Origin of the sequence: Pseudomonas morbosilactucae (assembly GCF_023241715.1) — a bacterium.
GTDB classification, from domain to species: domain Bacteria; phylum Pseudomonadota; class Gammaproteobacteria; order Pseudomonadales; family Pseudomonadaceae; genus Aquipseudomonas; species Aquipseudomonas morbosilactucae.
Genome location: NZ_JALQCW010000047.1, coordinates 1 through 15,532 on the forward strand (window position 1 = coordinate 1; position 15,532 = coordinate 15,532).

The 15,532-nt window shown below is 58.9% G+C and carries 12 protein-coding genes and 1 pseudogene; 4 read left to right on the forward strand and 9 right to left on the reverse strand.

Annotation, left to right across the window (positions count from 1 at the left end):
• A pseudogene (locus tag M1B34_RS18250) lies at positions 1–134 on the forward strand (tRNA threonylcarbamoyladenosine dehydratase); the annotation flags it as partial.
• 416 nt (positions 135–550) lie between these two features.
• Here M1B34_RS18250 and M1B34_RS18255 read toward each other — a convergent pair.
• The 4 genes from M1B34_RS18255 to M1B34_RS18270 all read right to left on the reverse strand — a co-directional run bounded on the left by M1B34_RS18255 (position 551) and on the right by M1B34_RS18270 (position 3,610).
• Positions 551–955, reverse strand: coding sequence for a SufE family protein (locus M1B34_RS18255; protein WP_268265887.1), 405 nt, complete (start codon positions 953–955; stop codon positions 551–553).
• Positions 952–2,157, reverse strand: a complete 1,206-nt coding sequence (locus M1B34_RS18260) for an aminotransferase class V-fold PLP-dependent enzyme (protein WP_268261404.1) — start codon at positions 2,155–2,157, stop codon at positions 952–954. Before M1B34_RS18260 ends, M1B34_RS18255 begins: the two co-directional genes overlap by 4 nt.
• A gap of 76 nt (positions 2,158–2,233) precedes the next feature.
• Positions 2,234–3,268, reverse strand: a complete 1,035-nt coding sequence (gene dapD / locus M1B34_RS18265) for a 2,3,4,5-tetrahydropyridine-2,6-dicarboxylate N-succinyltransferase (protein WP_268265888.1) — start codon at positions 3,266–3,268, stop codon at positions 2,234–2,236.
• Positions 3,269–3,301: 33 nt separating this feature from the next.
• Positions 3,302–3,610 carry an arsenate reductase gene (locus tag M1B34_RS18270; protein WP_425273392.1) on the reverse strand — a complete coding sequence of 103 codons (309 nt, stop codon included), beginning with the start codon at positions 3,608–3,610 and terminating at the stop codon, positions 3,302–3,304.
• A 288-nt stretch (positions 3,611–3,898) separates the two neighbouring features.
• Between M1B34_RS18270 and M1B34_RS18275 the strand changes: the two genes are divergently transcribed.
• Positions 3,899–5,545: a Na+/H+ antiporter gene (locus tag M1B34_RS18275; protein WP_268261403.1), complete on the forward strand. Its 1,647-nt coding sequence runs from the start codon at positions 3,899–3,901 to the stop codon at positions 5,543–5,545.
• Here the strand turns inward: M1B34_RS18275 and M1B34_RS18280 are convergent.
• The 5 genes from M1B34_RS18280 to map all read right to left on the reverse strand — a co-directional run bounded on the left by M1B34_RS18280 (position 5,464) and on the right by map (position 13,125).
• Positions 5,464–5,844: an AAA family ATPase gene (locus tag M1B34_RS18280; protein WP_268265889.1), complete on the reverse strand. Its 381-nt coding sequence runs from the start codon at positions 5,842–5,844 to the stop codon at positions 5,464–5,466. The two genes, M1B34_RS18275 and M1B34_RS18280, sit on opposite strands and share 82 nt — an antisense overlap.
• Before the next feature lie 1,033 nt (positions 5,845–6,877).
• Positions 6,878–7,855, reverse strand: coding sequence for a hypothetical protein (locus M1B34_RS18285; RefSeq protein WP_268265890.1), 978 nt, complete (start codon positions 7,853–7,855; stop codon positions 6,878–6,880).
• 503 nt (positions 7,856–8,358) lie between these two features.
• Positions 8,359–9,558, reverse strand: a complete 1,200-nt coding sequence (gene dapC / locus M1B34_RS18290; RefSeq protein ID WP_268261401.1) for a succinyldiaminopimelate transaminase — start codon at positions 9,556–9,558, stop codon at positions 8,359–8,361.
• Positions 9,559–9,597: 39 nt separating this feature from the next.
• Positions 9,598–12,294: a [protein-PII] uridylyltransferase gene (locus M1B34_RS18295; RefSeq protein ID WP_268265891.1), complete on the reverse strand. Its 2,697-nt coding sequence runs from the start codon at positions 12,292–12,294 to the stop codon at positions 9,598–9,600.
• A 48-nt stretch (positions 12,295–12,342) separates the two neighbouring features.
• Positions 12,343–13,125, reverse strand: coding sequence for a type I methionyl aminopeptidase (gene map, locus M1B34_RS18300; protein WP_268261400.1), 783 nt, complete (start codon positions 13,123–13,125; stop codon positions 12,343–12,345).
• Between the two features lie 407 nt (positions 13,126–13,532).
• Here map and rpsB point away from each other — a divergent pair, with 407 nt between their 5' ends.
• A complete protein-coding gene (rpsB, locus tag M1B34_RS18305) occupies positions 13,533–14,270 on the forward strand; it encodes a 30S ribosomal protein S2 (RefSeq protein ID WP_003219330.1) in 738 nt (245 codons plus the stop codon).
• 199 nt (positions 14,271–14,469) lie between these two features.
• A complete protein-coding gene (gene tsf, locus M1B34_RS18310) occupies positions 14,470–15,333 on the forward strand; it encodes a translation elongation factor Ts (RefSeq protein WP_268265892.1) in 864 nt (287 codons plus the stop codon).
• The last annotated feature ends 199 nt before the right edge of the window (positions 15,334–15,532 follow it).

Below are 15,532 nucleotides of genomic sequence, written 5' to 3' on the forward strand. Positions count from 1 at the left end.
TGGACTGCGCCGGCGGTTTTGGCGCAGTGATGATGGTGACGGCGACCTTCGGCATGGTGGCGGCCACCAAGGCTGTGGATAAAATCGTCGCCGGCGTGCGCGCCCCGCCGAACGCAGCAAACCCGCCGGCCTAAATACATTGTTCGCATAACTTGGTAGGAGCTGGCTCGCCAGCGATGACGCCCGGCAAGAGCGACGCAAAACTCAAAGGTCTGATCGCCGGCAAGCCGGCCCCCACGGTAGAACGCCCAACGGTGTTTTGTAGGAGCTGGCTCGCCAGCGATTACGCCCGCAGAACGATGCAAACCTCAAAGAGCTGATCGTCGGCAAACCGGCCCCCACGGTAGAACACCCAACGATGTTTTTGTAGGAGCTGGCTCGCCAGCGATTAGGCCCGCAAGGACGATGCAAGGCTCAAAGGCCTGATCGCCGGCAAGCCGGCTCCTACGGTAGAACGCCCAACGGTGTTTTTGTAGGAGCTGGCTCGCCAGCGATGACGCCCGCAAGAGCGATGCAAGGCTCAAAGGCCTGATCGCCGGCAAGCCGGCTCCTACAGGGCCAGTTCGCGCATGCGCTGGAGCACGGCATTTAATCCGTTGCTGCGGGACGGCGAAAGCTGGCGCGACAGGCCCAGTTGATTGAACCAGTCCGCCAGGTCCACCTCGCGCAACTGCTCTGCCGACAAACCGTTGACCCGTGCCAACAGCAGCGCCACCAAGCCGCGAATCAATCGTGCATCGCTGCCGGCCGCGAACTGCCATTGCCCCTCTGCCAACGTGCCCACCAGCCAGACCTGGCTCTCACAGCCATGCACTCGATTGGCTTCGACCTTGTCGGCCTCACTCAGAGGCGGCAGACGCTCGCCCCATTGCATCAGCAAGCGCGCCCGCTGTTCCCAGCCGGCTGCCTGCTCAAAGGTGTCCAGCGCCTTGGCGGCGTCGATGGGCAGGCTCATCGCAACAGCTCCAGGGCTTGATCCAGGGCTTCGAAAAAGCGCTCCAGGTCCTCGGAGTCGTTGTACAAGGCCAGGGACACGCGAATCGCCCCGGCCAAGCCAAAGCCTTTCAACAATGGCATCGCACAATGATGCCCGGCACGCACGGCGATTCCCTGCTCCGCCAGCAGGTGCGCCAGGTCAGCGTTGTGCACGCCGTCGACGACAAAGCTGGCCAGGGCCAGTTGCGGCCGGCCCAGCAAGCGAACGCCATTGCGGGCCTGCAAACCGTGGAGCAAATAGTCATGCAGCGCCGCCTCGTGGGCGTTGACGGCGTCCTGGTCCAGGCCGTCCAGGTAATCCAGGGTCGCGCCCAGGCCGATCACGCTGGCAATCGGCGGGGTTCCAGCCTCGAAACCCAGGGGTGCCGGGCGGAAACTGGCGTGCTGGTACTCGGCTTCCTGGACCATTTCGCCGCCGAATTGCCAGTGGTGCAGGGCCTTCAGCGCTTCGTTGCGGCCGAACAGCACGCCCACGCCGTCGGGGCCATAGAGTTTGTGGCTGGAAAACACATAGAAGTCGCAACCCAGGGCCTGCACATCGTGGCGCCCGTGCACCACGCCCTGGGCGCCGTCGACCACGGTCAGGGCGCCCCGGGCCTTGGCCAGGGCCAGCAATGGGGTCAAGGGTTGCCAGGCGCCGAGGACATTGGACAGCTGGCTCACCGCCAATAGGCGGGTGCGCGGGCCAATCAGCCCGGTGGCGGCCTCGATGTCGATCAGGCCGTCGGCATCCAGGGGCAGTACCTGCAGTTTGAGGCCGCGACGTTGCGCCAGTTGCTGCCAGGGCAGCAGGTTGGCGTGGTGTTCCAGGGCGCTGATGACAATTTCATCGCCCGTTTCGAATTGGTGTTCCAGGCCGTAGGCCAGGAGGTTCAGCGCGGAGGTCGCGCCGTGGGTAAAGACGATCTGCCCGCAGTCACCGGCATTCAGCCATTGCGCGACTTTGCTGCGGCTGTCCTCGAACGCCTGGGTGGCGTGGGCGCCGGGCAAGTGTTGGGCACGATGCACATTGGCGGCGCCATTGGCGTAGTAGTGCGCCAGGGCATCCAGCAGGGCTTGGGGTTTTTGCGTGGTGGCGGCGTTGTCCAAGTAGGTCTGGTCTTGCCGTTGCAGGGCGGCGATGGCCGGAAAGTCGGCGCGCCAGGGGGAGGGCACAAGCATGGTGGTCAAGACTCGTTTGAGCAGGCCGGGCGCTGATGATACGCGCCCGGTCGCTGCTATGGCATCGAGTCGCTGCTTAGTTGTGAGCGTGCAGCGCTTCGTTCAGTTCGATGGCCGATTTGTGGGTTTTGCATTCCACGGCACCGGTCTCCGAATTGCGACGGAACAGCAGGTCCGGCTGGCCGGCCAGTTCGCGGGCCTTGAGCACTTTGACCAGTTGGTTATTCTCGTCCAGCAGCGCCACCTTGGTCCCGGCGGTCACGTACAGGCCCGATTCCACGGTGTTGCGGTCGCCCAGGGGAATGCCGATACCGGCGTTGGCGCCGATCAGGCAGCCTTCGCCAACCTTGATCACGATGTTGCCGCCGCCCGACAGGGTGCCCATGGTCGAGCAACCGCCGCCCAGGTCCGAACCCTTGCCGACGAATACGCCAGCCGAGACACGGCCTTCGATCATGCCCGGGCCTTCGGTACCGGCGTTGAAGTTGACGAAACCTTCGTGCATCACAGTGGTGCCTTCGCCGATGTAGGCGCCCAGGCGGATCCGTGCGCTGTCAGCGATACGCACGCCGCTCGGCACCACGTAGTCGGTCATTTTCGGGAACTTGTCCACGGAGAACACTTCCAGCAGCTCGCCACGCAGGCGGGCTTCCAGTTGGCGCTCGGCCAGCTCGCCGAGGTCGATGGCGCCCTGGCTGGTCCAGGCTACGTTTGGCAGCAGCGGGAACACGCCGGCCAGGCTCAGGCCGTGAGGCTTGACCAGGCGATGGGACAGCAGGTGCAGCTTCAGGTAGGCCTCTGGGGTGGAGGTCAACTGGGCGTCTTCGGCCAGCAGGGTCGCGACCAGGGGTTTGTGGCTTTCGGCCAGGCGGGTCAGCAGCGCGGCCTGGGTGGCGTCGATGCTCTTCAGGGCTTCAGCCAGTTGCGCGGCCTGGGCGTTGTTGAAGGTGATGGCCTGGTTGCCTTCGCTGTAGCCCAGTACCGGGGCCACGGCAGCGACCAGTTCGGCCGATGGGTTGAGCAATGGTGCTGCGTAAAACACTTCCAGCCATGCGCCTTGACGATTCTGGGTGCCGACGCCGAAGGCCAGGCTGAACAGAGTAGTGGACATGCAGTTACCTCTTACAAAAATGAATGGGCAGGTTTACTTGAGCGCTGCCGCATAGATATCTGGCTTGAAGCCAATCAGGGTTCGGTCACCGAGATCGAGCACTGGGCGCTTGATCATCGAGGGTTGGGCGAGCATCAGTTCGATGGCTTTCGTCTGGTCGAGATCGGCTTTGCGTTCGTCTTCGAGTTTGCGAAAGGTCGTGCCTGCGCGGTTCAACACCACTTGCCAGCCATGCTCGTCGCACCATTGCGTCAGGTGTTCACGGTCAATGCCGGCGGTTTTGTAGTCGTGGAAGTCGTAGCTGATAGCGTGTTCATCGAGCCAGGTGCGCGCCTTTTTCATGGTGTCGCAGGCTTTGATGCCGAAAAGGTGCAACGTTTTGCTTGAAGCGGTCAAGGAATTGCCCCCTTTGCAGTGTCGGAAAATAAAGGTGGAGGATTATGCCATGCCCGCGCCGGTTCGGGCTCCGCCAGAGCCGGGCTTTAGTCGCTTTGTGTTGCAGGGCGCTGGCCGCTTGCGACCTTGGTGCAGCGGCCAGCGCCTAGCTTAAGGGGCTAATATGGCACTTCGACTGCGATTATTACCTCAGATAGGTACGATTTTTCTGTTTGGGTCAGGGACTTCCGCTTTATGCAAACCGCTTATACCGTCCTCATCCTGCTGATGCTGGTGAGTGTCTCGCGCTTGGTGGGGCGGATGATTCCGCTGCCGTTGCCACTGGTACAGATTGCCGCCGGGGCCTTGCTGGCTTGGCCGACCCTGGGGTTGCACGTGGCCCTGGACCCGGAGCTGTTCCTGTTCCTGTTCCTGCCCCCGCTGTTGTTTTCCGATGGCTGGCGCATGCCCAAGCGTGAACTCTGGCGCCTGCGCGGGCCGATCTTGACCCTGGCCGTGGGGCTGGTGCTGTTTACCGTGGTCGGCGCGGGTTACTTCATTCACTGGCTGTTGCCGAGTATTCCCTTGCCGGTGGCGTTTGCCCTGGCGGCGGTGTTGTCGCCGACGGATGCGGTGGCGGTCTCGGCGATATCTCAGAATCGCTTGCCCACGCCCTTGATGCACATGCTTCAGGGCGAGGCGCTGATGAACGATGCATCCGGCCTGGTGACCTTCAAGTTCGCCCTGGCGGCAGCCGTGACTGGGGTGTTTTCCCTGGCCAATGCCAGCCTGACCTTTGTCCTGGTGGCGCTGGGCGGCCTGGCCATTGGCGTGGCCTTGAGCTGGCTGGTGGGGCGTTTGCGGGCCTGGATGATCGCCCGTGGCTGGGACGACCCGGCGACCCATGTGGTGTTCATGCTTCTGTTGCCGTTTGCCGCCTATGTGCTGGCCGAGCGCCTGGGGGCCTCCGGCATCCTTTCGGCGGTGGCGGCCGGCATGATGCAGAGCTGGCTCGACCTGTTGCCGCGCCAGACCAGCACCCGGCTGCTCAATCGCAGCGTCTGGTCATTGCTGGAGTTTGCTTTCAACGGCCTGATCTTCCTCCTGCTGGGCTTGCAGTTGCCGGACATCATCAAGGCGGTGGCCAGCCATGAAACCTCGTTGTGGCCGACGCTGTTCTATCGTTGCCTGGATGTGGTGGCGATCTTCCTGGTGTTGTTGGTGCTGCGCTTTGTCTGGGTGCAGAGCATCTGGCGCCTGTCCGGGCTGTTGCGACGCTGGCGCGGCAAGGGTGAGCTGACCCTGGTGCCCACGGCGCGTTCCTGCTGGTTACTGACGGTGGGCGGGGTGCGCGGGGCGGTGACCCTGGCCGGCGTGATGTCGGTGCCTTTGCTGTTGGCCCCCGGGGAGGTGTTCCCCGAGCGTGACCTGCTGATCTTCATTGCTGCCGGGGTGATCCTGCTGTCCCTGGTGGCGGCCTGTGTGGCCTTGCCCCTGTTGTTGCGAGGCATCGAGAAAAGCCCCGACGACAAGCGCCGTGGTGAAGTGCGGGATGCCTGGCGCAAGACGGCTGAAGCGGCGATTCATGCCCTGGAGGCCGAGGAATTGGATGAGCCCGCCCAAGCCCCGGACGCCGCCCTGGCGGCGCTGGCGACCGAACTCAAGGCGCGCTTGATGTCGGAATATCGCCATCAGTTGGAGGTCTTCAATGATTCCGCCGAGGCCCAGGCCCTGGCTTCGCAGATGGATCTGCTGGAGCGCAAGCTGCGCCTGAAAGCCCTGCGCGCCCAGCGGCTGGAGCTGTATCGGCTGAGTCGGCATCACCAGATTGGCGACGACGTGCTACGCGAGGTATTGGCGGAGCTGGATTTGAGCGAGGCGAATCTGGGGGCGGTGAAGTGAAGGTGGTTGATGGTGGCAGTGGCAAACACGAAAACCGGTGCGGTTTTCTCTTGCATCCAAGTCAGCAGAGTGCCAAATACTCGGGTGGCGGTCCCTCCATCTAAAGAGCCGCCGGAGGAGCTGGAGAGACCTTTTTCAATTTCGTCGATCCAAAGGGTGCAGGGTGAAATAGCTTTGGCAGTTTGAAGTGCAGAGCGAATATTGGACTCCGAGGAACCTACGATACCTTGAAATATCTTGCCCATATCAAGGTGTAGCAACGGCATGTTCCATGAGGAAGATACACACTTCGCGGTCAAGGACTTACCACCGCCGGGAACGCCGGTAAGCAGCAGGCATTTTGGGGGGGGCTACGCCAAACTCCTTGGCGGCTTGGCCGAAGCACTGGCCACTAAGATGCAGCCATTTTTTTAGCGTACCCAAGCCTCCAACATCATCCAGGTTAAGTTGGGGGTCTATGTACTCCAGGACTCCAGTTTTGCAGATGATCTGATTTTATCTTCCCGCGCCTTTTCTTCACAGAAGTCCGGTTCCAGTTTCAGGTCAAAGGTTTTATCTCCGGCAGCGGCACCGTTTGTCTGGATACCTTGCGTCGAATTTCAGAGGAAAAACGATGGTTAAGCGACTTGGCGATGTCGCCCAGTACAGTCACAACACATTCTTCCTCAAAGAATTCAATAATCAGAATTGCATAACGTGCTTTTAGGTGGTTGGTAATTTTCTAGGTACGGTTCATCTTGGGCATCTTTTCACTGTCTCGTGCTATTTCTGCTGTATAGGGAGGTCGGTCTTGGTCATGTCGAGACCTGAAACAAAGAATTCAACAATTTTTGTTGTTCTGAAGAGGTTGATATCTATTCTGTCGCTGATTTTGATGAACTGCTTGCTTTGATAAGGACGTATGGCGTTGCTGTTATAGAGGCCAGCGAGTGTCAGATCCACGGCCTTGTACCCACACGACTATGCGCAGCCCGGGACCGTTGGCACGACTCAGCTCGGTATGATGCAAGTGGATGTATATCTAGAGCCTCGCGCTCAGTATTTGCAGCGTCTGTTCCTTATGCACCACCGTGTTTTCCGGTTTTCATTCGGTTATAAGTTCCGCTGAGGGGCTGGCCAGCAGTGATTCAATTCTTCAGTACGCTTTGTGCATATATCGCCTTTCACGTCCAACACATCCTCGTAGCCAGGATTTCGAAGTGTCAGCTTGCTGAAAAAGTTGTATTCGCAAGTCAACTCGGTTGTGGGTGTTGGTCTGAGTTTTATAAGTGCCTTTATTATGGTTTCTTCGCCGGTGTAAGTGAGCCAGGATTTTGTGCGGTGTGACACTGCCTATAACTCCAGCTTTCTACCTGGCATGATTTCTTTGGCGTTTTTTATGTCGTTCAATATGGTTTGCGCGATTTCTATGCTTTGAGCTACTTCTAATGTTTTAGGGTTGGATATTTTGGGTGGTGCTGTATCTTCGGCTGTAATTACTTGGCGACTGATCGAGGCTGTTTTTGCGGTGTTTTCACCAAGCAGTTTATTATCGATTACTTCAAGAAGTCGTTTTATAATCAATTTCGGATTTGAAGTTGATTTGTTGTCAAGTTGAATGCGCAGTACTGCGTCAGTGCCGTCATCGAAAATTAGCTTGATATGATGTGTCTCAGTTTTGTCGGCGATTATGCCTATCTGAGTAATCTGATTCAGGTCGCGGGAAAGTTTTTCCCAGAACTTTCCATTGAAGGAGGCAATGACCAATTTGTTCGCAGTGGCAACAAAAGCATTACTGCCTTTTCGTATGTTATCTGTACTGAAGTTCTGGTAGCTTGCTAGCGCTTTTTCTCCGGGGTCGATTCCCAGTGAAGAAACAAGATAGAGGTTTGTCGAAAAATCTATGTCTTCATGACGTTTTATGGATTTTGAAATTTGGTAAAAGATAATTAGGGCGGTAGTGGTTATGGCGATTATTGAGATGTAAATAGAAGGCATAAGCAGTGAAAGGCCAATGGCGAGCAAGGGGAGTGTCAGAGCAGCATATTTTATAGACTTTTGTGCTTTGGCTTGCGTTGATCGATAACCGATAAATGATTGTCTCGGAATATATTTATTTGTTGGAATGAATAGAATGACGGCGGCCAAGCCAAAGAAAATTACGCCCATCAGTCCTACTAAGGCAGACCCGACCCGGCCGGTTTGCAAGCCATTGATAAATGCCAGGGCGCCAGTCGCAATAAAAATAGGAAGCGTCGCAAGAATGGCTAAGCCACGGGCCTTACCCTCTTTATCTATGAGCATCTTCCATAGGGGAATAATTGTTATCACTGCTTCTCTCCTTGATGGGCAACGTCTAGGGTCTTGACGCGATGTTTTTCGTATTAAATGCAACGCATTCTATACAGGCAGTTGCTAAAAAGAATGCTGGCAAGCATTTGGCTGAGGCGGACTGTATCGAAATGGTCCAATTTTCTCGAGAGTGAGGGATTAAAAAACGAGGGGGGTAATGCACTCCTCAGGGATGGACTACTGATTGGTATCGGAAACGGAAATCCAGAAAAATGCTGATATCAATCAGCATCGCGATGCTTGTGTTCAATGCGTTATAGCTAGAGGAGGCCTGTCGATGGGGATGTCGCAGGCCTGCATCCAGCGGCTGGATAGGGTGGGCGTCAATTCAGGAATCACGGGCGGCAGGCTGGAGTGCGCAATAGCCGGTAAGAACACCAAGAGTTTTTGGGGAGGGCTTACCGGGGGATGGCGTCCTGACGGGCGGTGATGATTGCGAGTCTCCCTTGGGTAAGCCCTGTGATATTAGGGCCTGTTTGAGATTAGTTGCGGCGTTGAATAAACGCGCGAATCCGCTCGGCCGCCTCGACGCATTCCGCCAGCGGCGCTACCAGCGCCATGCGCACGCGGCCGGCGCCCGGGTTGGTGCCGTCCACATCCCGCGACAGGTAGGAGCCCGGAACCACGGTCACGTGTTCCTGTTCGAACAGGTCGCGGCAGAACGCGGCGTCATCACCGGCCACGTTCGGCCACAGGTAGAAGCTGCCGTCCGGGCGTTGTACGTCCATCACGGGTGAGAGGATCGCCAGCACCGCATCGAACTTCTCGCGGTACAGGGCGCGGTTCGCGCGCACGTGCACTTCATCGTTCCAGGCGGCGATGCTGGCCAGTTGGGTTTGTACCGGCATGGCGCAGCCGTGATAGGTGCGGTACAGCAGGAAACCCTTGAGGATCTCGGCATCGCCGGCCACGAAACCTGAGCGCAGGCCCGGCAGATTGGAGCGTTTGGACAGGCTGTGGAACACCACGCAGCGTTTGAAGTCCCGGCGGCCCAGCTCGACGCAGGCGCTGAGCAGGCCCGGGGGCGGGGTTTGCTCGTCGAAGTAGAGTTCGCTGTAGCACTCGTCGGCGGCGATCACGAAGTCGTGCTCATCGGCCAGGGCGATGAGTTTTTTCAGCACGTCGACGGGAATCAGTGCGCCGGTGGGGTTGCCAGGCGAGCACAGGAACAGGATCTGGCAGCGCTGCCAGATTTCGGCCGGCACGGCGTCGAAGTCCGGGTTGAAGCCGTTTTCGTCGAGGCACGGCAGGTAGTGCGGTTTGGCCCCGGCGAGAAAGGCTGCGCCTTCGTAGATTTGATAGAACGGGTTGGGGCTGACCACCAAGGCGTCGTCGCCACGGTTGACCACGGTCTGAGTGAAGGCGAACAGTGCTTCACGGGTGCCGTTGACCGGCAGCACGTTGCGCGCCGGGTCGATCCAGCCGGCCGGCACGCCGAAACGTCGTTCGCACCAGCCAGCGATGGCTTCACGCAGGGCCGGGATACCCAGGGTGGTCGGGTACACGGCCATCTGGTCGAGGTTATTGGCCAGGGCTTCGGCGACAAAGCTCGGCGAGCGGTGCTTGGGTTCGCCAATGGACAGGGCGATCGGGCGCTTGTCCGGGTTGGGCGTGACGCTGCCGAGCAGGGCGCGAAGTTTTTCGAACGGGTAAGGCTGCAACTGGTTCAGAGCGTTGTTCATCGGTGCGGTGTCTCACTCAATGCGTTGGTTCGTGGCGCGTCAGATGCTCAGGCGCGTCATTTCAGGTTCGTGGCTCACGCTCAGCTGTTCGACGATGGCGTCCTGCAGGCGGCGGCACAGTTCCGGGTCGGACAGCGGCTGGTTGTGCGCGTCGGTGATGAAGAACACGTCTTCCACGCGCTCGCCCAGGGTGGCGATCTTGGCGTTCTGCAGTGACAGGTCGAACTCCAGGAAGATCTTGCCGATCCGCGCCAGCAGCCCGGGACGATCCGGTGCACTGAGTTCCAGCACCGTGACCGGGCGCTGGGCGTCGTTGTGGATGGTCACTTGCGGGGCGAAGGCAAAGTGCTTGAGCTGGCGCGGGACGCGGCGCTGGATGATGGTCGGATAGTCGTCCGGGTTGCGCACAGCCTCGGTCAAGCCGTCGCGGATCTGTTTGATCCGCTGCGGATTGTTGCCGATCGAGCCGCCGTCGTTGTCGAGCACGATGTAGGTGTCGAGGGTGAACTGGCTGCTGGAAGTGATAATTCGCGCGTCGTGAATGTTCAGGTTGAGCTGATCCATGGCTGCCACGGTCACGGCGAAGAAGTCGTGCTGGTCCGGGGCGTAGATAAATATCTGCGTGCCGCCTTCAAACTCGCGCTGGGTGATTTCCTTGATTAACACCAGCGGGCCACCATCGGCGGGCTGCTGGAGGATGGCATCGCTGTGCCAGGCCACGTCGCCGGCGGTGTGGCGCAGGAAGTAGTCATCCCCCAGCTGCGCCCAGAGTTGCTCGACGTCGTCCGGGTCGGTGCCGCTGCGCACCAGGATGTCCAGGGCCGCGCTCTGGGTCTGGCGGATCTGCTCTTCGCGGTCCACAGGGTTTTCCAGGCCGCGACGCAGGGCGCGCTTGGTCTCGGTGTAGAGCTGGCGCAGCAGGCTGGCGCGCCAGGAGTTCCACAGCGAGGGGTTGGTGGCGTTGATGTCGGCCACCGTCAGCACATAGAGGTAGTCGAGGCGCGTCTGGTCCACCACGATCTGGGCGAAGTCGTGGATCACCTGCGGGTCGGACAAATCCTTGCGTTGGGCTGTGGTGGACATCACCAGGTGGTGCTGCACCAGCCAGACAATCAGGCGGCTGTCCCACACGGGCAATTGGTGCCGCGCGCAGAAGGCTTCGGCATCCACCGCGCCGATTTCCGAGTGATCGCCGTGGCGACCCTTGCCGATGTCGTGGTACAGGCCGGCGAGGTAGATCAGCTCGGGCTTGGGCAGTTTGCCCATGAGCTTGCTGGCCAGCGGGAATTTATCCGAAACCTGGGTGTACTGCAGTTTGCGCAGGTGTTTGATCAGGTTCAGGGTGTGGGCATCCACGGTGTAGATGTGGAACAGGTCGTGCTGCATCTGGCCGACGATAAAGCCGAATTCCGGCAGGTAACGTCCGAGGATGCCGTAACGGTTCATGCGCCGCAGGTTGCGGTGGATGCCGATCTCGCATTTGAACAGCTCGATAAACAGGCTGGTATTGCGGATATCGTTGCGGAAATCGTCGTCGATCAGGTGCCGATGTTCGCGTAGCAGGCGGATGGTGTCGGCGCGCACGCCCTTGATTTCCGGGTGCTGGGCCATCAGCACGAAAATCTCCAGCATGGCGAACGGCGTGCGGCGGAACACGTTGTCGTTGATCGCCTCGATGTAGCCGTCGTGCAGTTGGAAGCGCGAGTTGATCGGCTGGGGCGGCGCTTCGTCTTCCGGGGCCAGGATCACTTCTTCGAAGTGCTGGATGATCAGGTCGCTGAGCTGAGCGATGCTCATTACCACCCGGTAGTACTGCTGCATAAAGCTTTCGATGGCCTGCTTGGCGTCATCGCCTTCAAAGCCCAGGAGCTTGGCGATGGAGCGCTGATGGTCGAACAGCAGGCGGTCTTCGGCGCGGCCGGCGAGCATGTGCAGGGCGTAGCGGACTTTCCAGATGAATTCCTGGGACGAGGCCAGCAGGGCGTTTTCGCTCTCCACCAGAAAGCCTTCGCCGGCCAGGGCTCGAAGGTTCAGGGTGCCGTACTGGCGCCGGGCAACCCAGAGAATGGTCTGGATGTCTCGCAGCCCGCCAGGGGAGCCTTTGACGTTAGGTTCTAGGTTGTATTCGGTGTCGTTGTACTTGTGGTGGCGGGCCTTCTGCTCGGCGCGCTTGGCCAGGAAGAAGTCCTTGCTGGGCCACATATGGGCGGTGCTGGTGACCTCGAGCATGCGCTGGCGCAAGTGCTCGGGGCCGGCAATGGTGCGGCTTTCCATCAGGTTGGTGATCACCGTCAGGTCGGCCCGGGCCTCTTGGGCGCACTCGTCCACCGAACGAACGCTTTGCCCCACTTCCAGGCCGATGTCCCAGAGCAGGGTGAGGAAGCGCTCGATGGAGTCGCGGAAGATTTCATGGTCGGCGCTGTCCAGCAGGATCAGCAGGTCGATGTCGGAGTAGGGGTGCAGCTCGCCGCGCCCGTAACCGCCGACTGCCACCAGGGCGATGTCGGCGTCCTCGCTCCAGTTGAACTGGTCCCAGGCCTTTTGCAGGATGTTGTCGACGAACCAGGCCCGGTCCTCGATAAGCCGGCGGATATCCCGTCCGCTGCGAAAGCGCGCGTCGAGCACTTCATGTGCCTGACGGATGGCTTTCTTGAAGGCGGCGATGGGGCTTGCCTTCAGGGCCAGTTCAGCCTGGAACTGGCCGCGGTCGAACAACTCGGGATCCACCTGCGGCATCGATTGGCTTTCCTTTCTATCTAGTAGGTCAGGGCATGGCGCCGCGGATCAGGCCGATACGCGGGGGATGGTGTCATCGCTGCGCAGGGTGAAGATCTCGTAACCAGTTTCGGTCACCAAGAGGGTGTGTTCCCACTGGGCGGAGAGCTTGCGGTCCTTGGTGATGGCGGTCCAGCCGTCGCCCAGCACTTTGGTGTCGGCCTTGCCCTGGTTGATCATCGGCTCGATGGTGAAGGTCATGCCGGCCTTGAGTTCCATGCCGGTGCCCGCGCGGCCGTAGTGGAGGATCTGCGGCTCTTCGTGGAACACCTTGCCGATGCCGTGGCCGCAGAATTCGCGCACCACGGAGAAGCCGTTTTTCTCGGCATGCTTCTGGATCACTTCACCGATGTCCCCGAGGCGGCAGCCGGGCTTGACCAGCTCGATGGCCTTGTACATGCATTCCTGGGTGATCTGCGACAGGCGCTCGGCCCAGACCGGCACGCTGCCGACGTGGAACATGCGGCTGGTGTCGCCGTGGTAGCCGTCTTTGATCACGGTCACGTCGATGTTTAGGGTGTCGCCATCCTTCAACGGTTTCTCGTTGGGGATGCCGTGGCAGACCACGTGGTTGATCGAGGTGCAGATCGACTTGGGGAAGCCTTTGTAGTTCAGCGGCGCGGGAATGGCCTGCTGCACATTGACGATGTAGTCGTGGCAGAGGCGGTCCAGCTCTTCGGTGGTGACGCCGGGTTTGACATGCTCGGCAATCATTTCCAGGACGTCGGCGGCCAGTTTGCCGGCGACACGCATTTTGGCGATGTCCTCGGGGGTTTTGAGGGTGACGGTCATACAGGCTCTCTTGACGCGCAATGGCGCGATAAACACGGAAATGGCTTGAGAACACGGGTGTTGCCGGTGGCGCCGGCAGCGGTTCGCTGGGGTTGCACAAGCCGCAAAGGGGCGATTCTAACAGAGGCACGCGGCAAATCTGAGGCTCTGAGCGTGCTTCTCCTCTATTCAATGGAGCATTTTGCCGCGATTCCAAGGGGTTGGAGAAAGCCTCGGTGGGTTAACACTGAATCGCGGTTCCGTTTTCGACCTTGCTGTGGTATAAAATGCGCCGCTTTCCGGGGATGCCCCGAAAAGCTTAAATCCACACACGTGTCGACACGATGACCTGGGTGCCGGAAGCTTTCATGCTGCTGGTTGGTCATTGGGATACGTGGAGGCCAAACCCGACTTATTAAGGAACTATCATGTCCCAAGTCAACATGCGCGATATGCTGAAGGCCGGTGTGCACTTCGGTCACCAAACCCGTTACTGGAATCCGAAAATGGGTAAATACATTTTCGGCGCGCGTAATAAGATCCACATCATCAACCTTGAAAAAACCCTGCCAATGTTCAACGAAGCTCTGACTTTCGTAGAGCGTCTGGCCCAGGGCAAAAACAAGATTCTGTTCGTCGGCACCAAGCGTTCCGCTGGCAAGATCGTTGCTGAAGAAGCAGCACGTTGCGGTTCGCCGTACGTCGATCACCGCTGGTTGGGCGGCATGCTGACCAACTTCAAAACCATCCGTGCTTCCATCAAGCGTCTGCGTGACCTTGAAGTACAAGCCGAAGACGGCACTTTCGCCAAGCTGACCAAGAAAGAGGCGCTGATGCGCACTCGCGACCTGGAAAAGCTGGATCGTAGCCTGGGTGGTATCAAGGACATGGGCGGTCTGCCAGACGCACTGTTCGTTATCGACGTTGATCACGAGCGCATCGCGATCACCGAAGCCAACAAGCTGGGCATCCCGGTTATCGGCGTAGTCGATACCAACAGCAGCCCAGAAGGTGTTGACTACATCATCCCAGGCAACGATGACGCAATCCGCGCTATCCAGCTGTACATGGGTTCGATGGCTGACGCTGTAATCCGTGGTCGCAACCACGTTGCTGGCGGTACCGAGCAGTTCGTTGAAGAAGCTCCGGTAGCTGCAGCTGAGTAATTGACGCCTTGGCGTTGACTCAGTAAGCAAAAAGGGGGCTTGGCCCCCTTTTTGCCAACTCGGAAATCATTTGAAGGTGGCGACCCTGCTGTATTGTAACGCGGGGCGTCTATTGAGTGTTTTCGGGGCAGAGCCCAAGAATTGAACGCCCGTTCGATCGGGTGGAATGGTTGAAAACCTATCCAAGAGGAATTTGAAAATGGCAGAGATTACTGCAGCGTTGGTTAAAGAACTGCGCGAGCGTACCGGCGAAGGCATGATGGATTGCAAAAAGGCCTTGACCAAGGCTGGCGGCGACATCGAGAAAGCCATTGATGATATGCGTGCTTCCGGCGCCATCAAGGCTGCCAAGAAAGCAGGCAACGTTGCTGCTGAAGGCGCTATCGCTATCAAAGAAGACGGCAAAGCTGCCGTCATCATCGAAGTTAACTCGCAGACCGACTTCCTGGCCCTGCAAGACGACTTCAAAAACTTCGTTGCTGCCAGCGTTGAAAAAGCGTTCGCCGACAAACTGACCGACGCAGCTCCGCTGATCGCCGCTCAGGAATCGGCTCGTGAAGCCCTGGTTGCCAAAGTTGGCGAGAACGTCAATATCCGTCGCCTGGCGCGTATCGAAGCTGACGTGCTGGGTTCGTACCTGCACGGCAACAAGATCGGTGTTGTGGTAGCCCTGAAAGGCGGCAACGCTGAACTGGCTAAAGACATCGCGATGCACGTAGCGGCCAGCAACCCTGAGTTCCTGCTGCCTTCGCAAGTTTCCGCTGAAGCCATCGAACGCGAAAAAGCCGTGTTCCTGAGCCTCAACGAAGACAAAATGAAGGGCAAGCCTGCTGAAATCGTCGAGAAGATGATCGCCGGCCGTATCAGCAAGTTCCTGGCTGAAGCCAGCCTGGTTGAACAAGCCTTCGTTAAAAACCCAGAAGTGACTGTAGGTATTCTGGCTAAGCAAGGCGGCGCTGAAATCGTTTCCTTCACTCGCTTCCAAGTGGGCGAAGGCATCGAGAAGCCAGTCGACAACTTCGCTGAAGAAGTTGCGGCTCAGCTGGCTGCCAGCAAGCAATAAGACGGTTTTTCAACTGTCGCCCAGAAGAGGCTGCCCGCTCACGCGCGCAGCCTCTTTTCAAATGGGCAGGGATTTAATTTTTTTCCGTCGGAACCGGTTTACAAAGTCGTGTTCTGATGGCGCTGTGACAGCGTCAAGCTAGAGTGAACGCAGGCTGTAAACAGCCCGCAAAGATTTTTTTAAATACGCCGCAGGAGAG

Coding starts and splice junctions, on each gene's coding strand:
- dapC (WP_268261401.1), bottom strand. CDS start 9,558: ATGAACAACGCTCTGAACCAGTTGCAGCCTTACCCGTTCGAAAAACTT.
- map (WP_268261400.1), bottom strand. CDS start 13,125: ATGACCGTCACCCTCAAAACCCCCGAGGACATCGCCAAAATGCGTGTC.
- M1B34_RS18255 (WP_268265887.1), bottom strand. CDS start 955: ATGAGCCTGCCCATCGACGCCGCCAAGGCGCTGGACACCTTTGAGCAG.
- dapD (WP_268265888.1), bottom strand. CDS start 3,268: ATGTCCACTACTCTGTTCAGCCTGGCCTTCGGCGTCGGCACCCAGAAT.
- rpsB (WP_003219330.1), top strand. CDS start 13,533: ATGTCCCAAGTCAACATGCGCGATATGCTGAAGGCCGGTGTGCACTTC.
- M1B34_RS18295 (WP_268265891.1), bottom strand. CDS start 12,294: ATGCCGCAGGTGGATCCCGAGTTGTTCGACCGCGGCCAGTTCCAGGCT.
- M1B34_RS18270 (WP_425273392.1), bottom strand. CDS start 3,610: ATGAAAAAGGCGCGCACCTGGCTCGATGAACACGCTATCAGCTACGAC.
- M1B34_RS18275 (WP_268261403.1), top strand. CDS start 3,899: ATGCAAACCGCTTATACCGTCCTCATCCTGCTGATGCTGGTGAGTGTC.
- M1B34_RS18260 (WP_268261404.1), bottom strand. CDS start 2,157: ATGCTTGTGCCCTCCCCCTGGCGCGCCGACTTTCCGGCCATCGCCGCC.
- tsf (WP_268265892.1), top strand. CDS start 14,470: ATGGCAGAGATTACTGCAGCGTTGGTTAAAGAACTGCGCGAGCGTACC.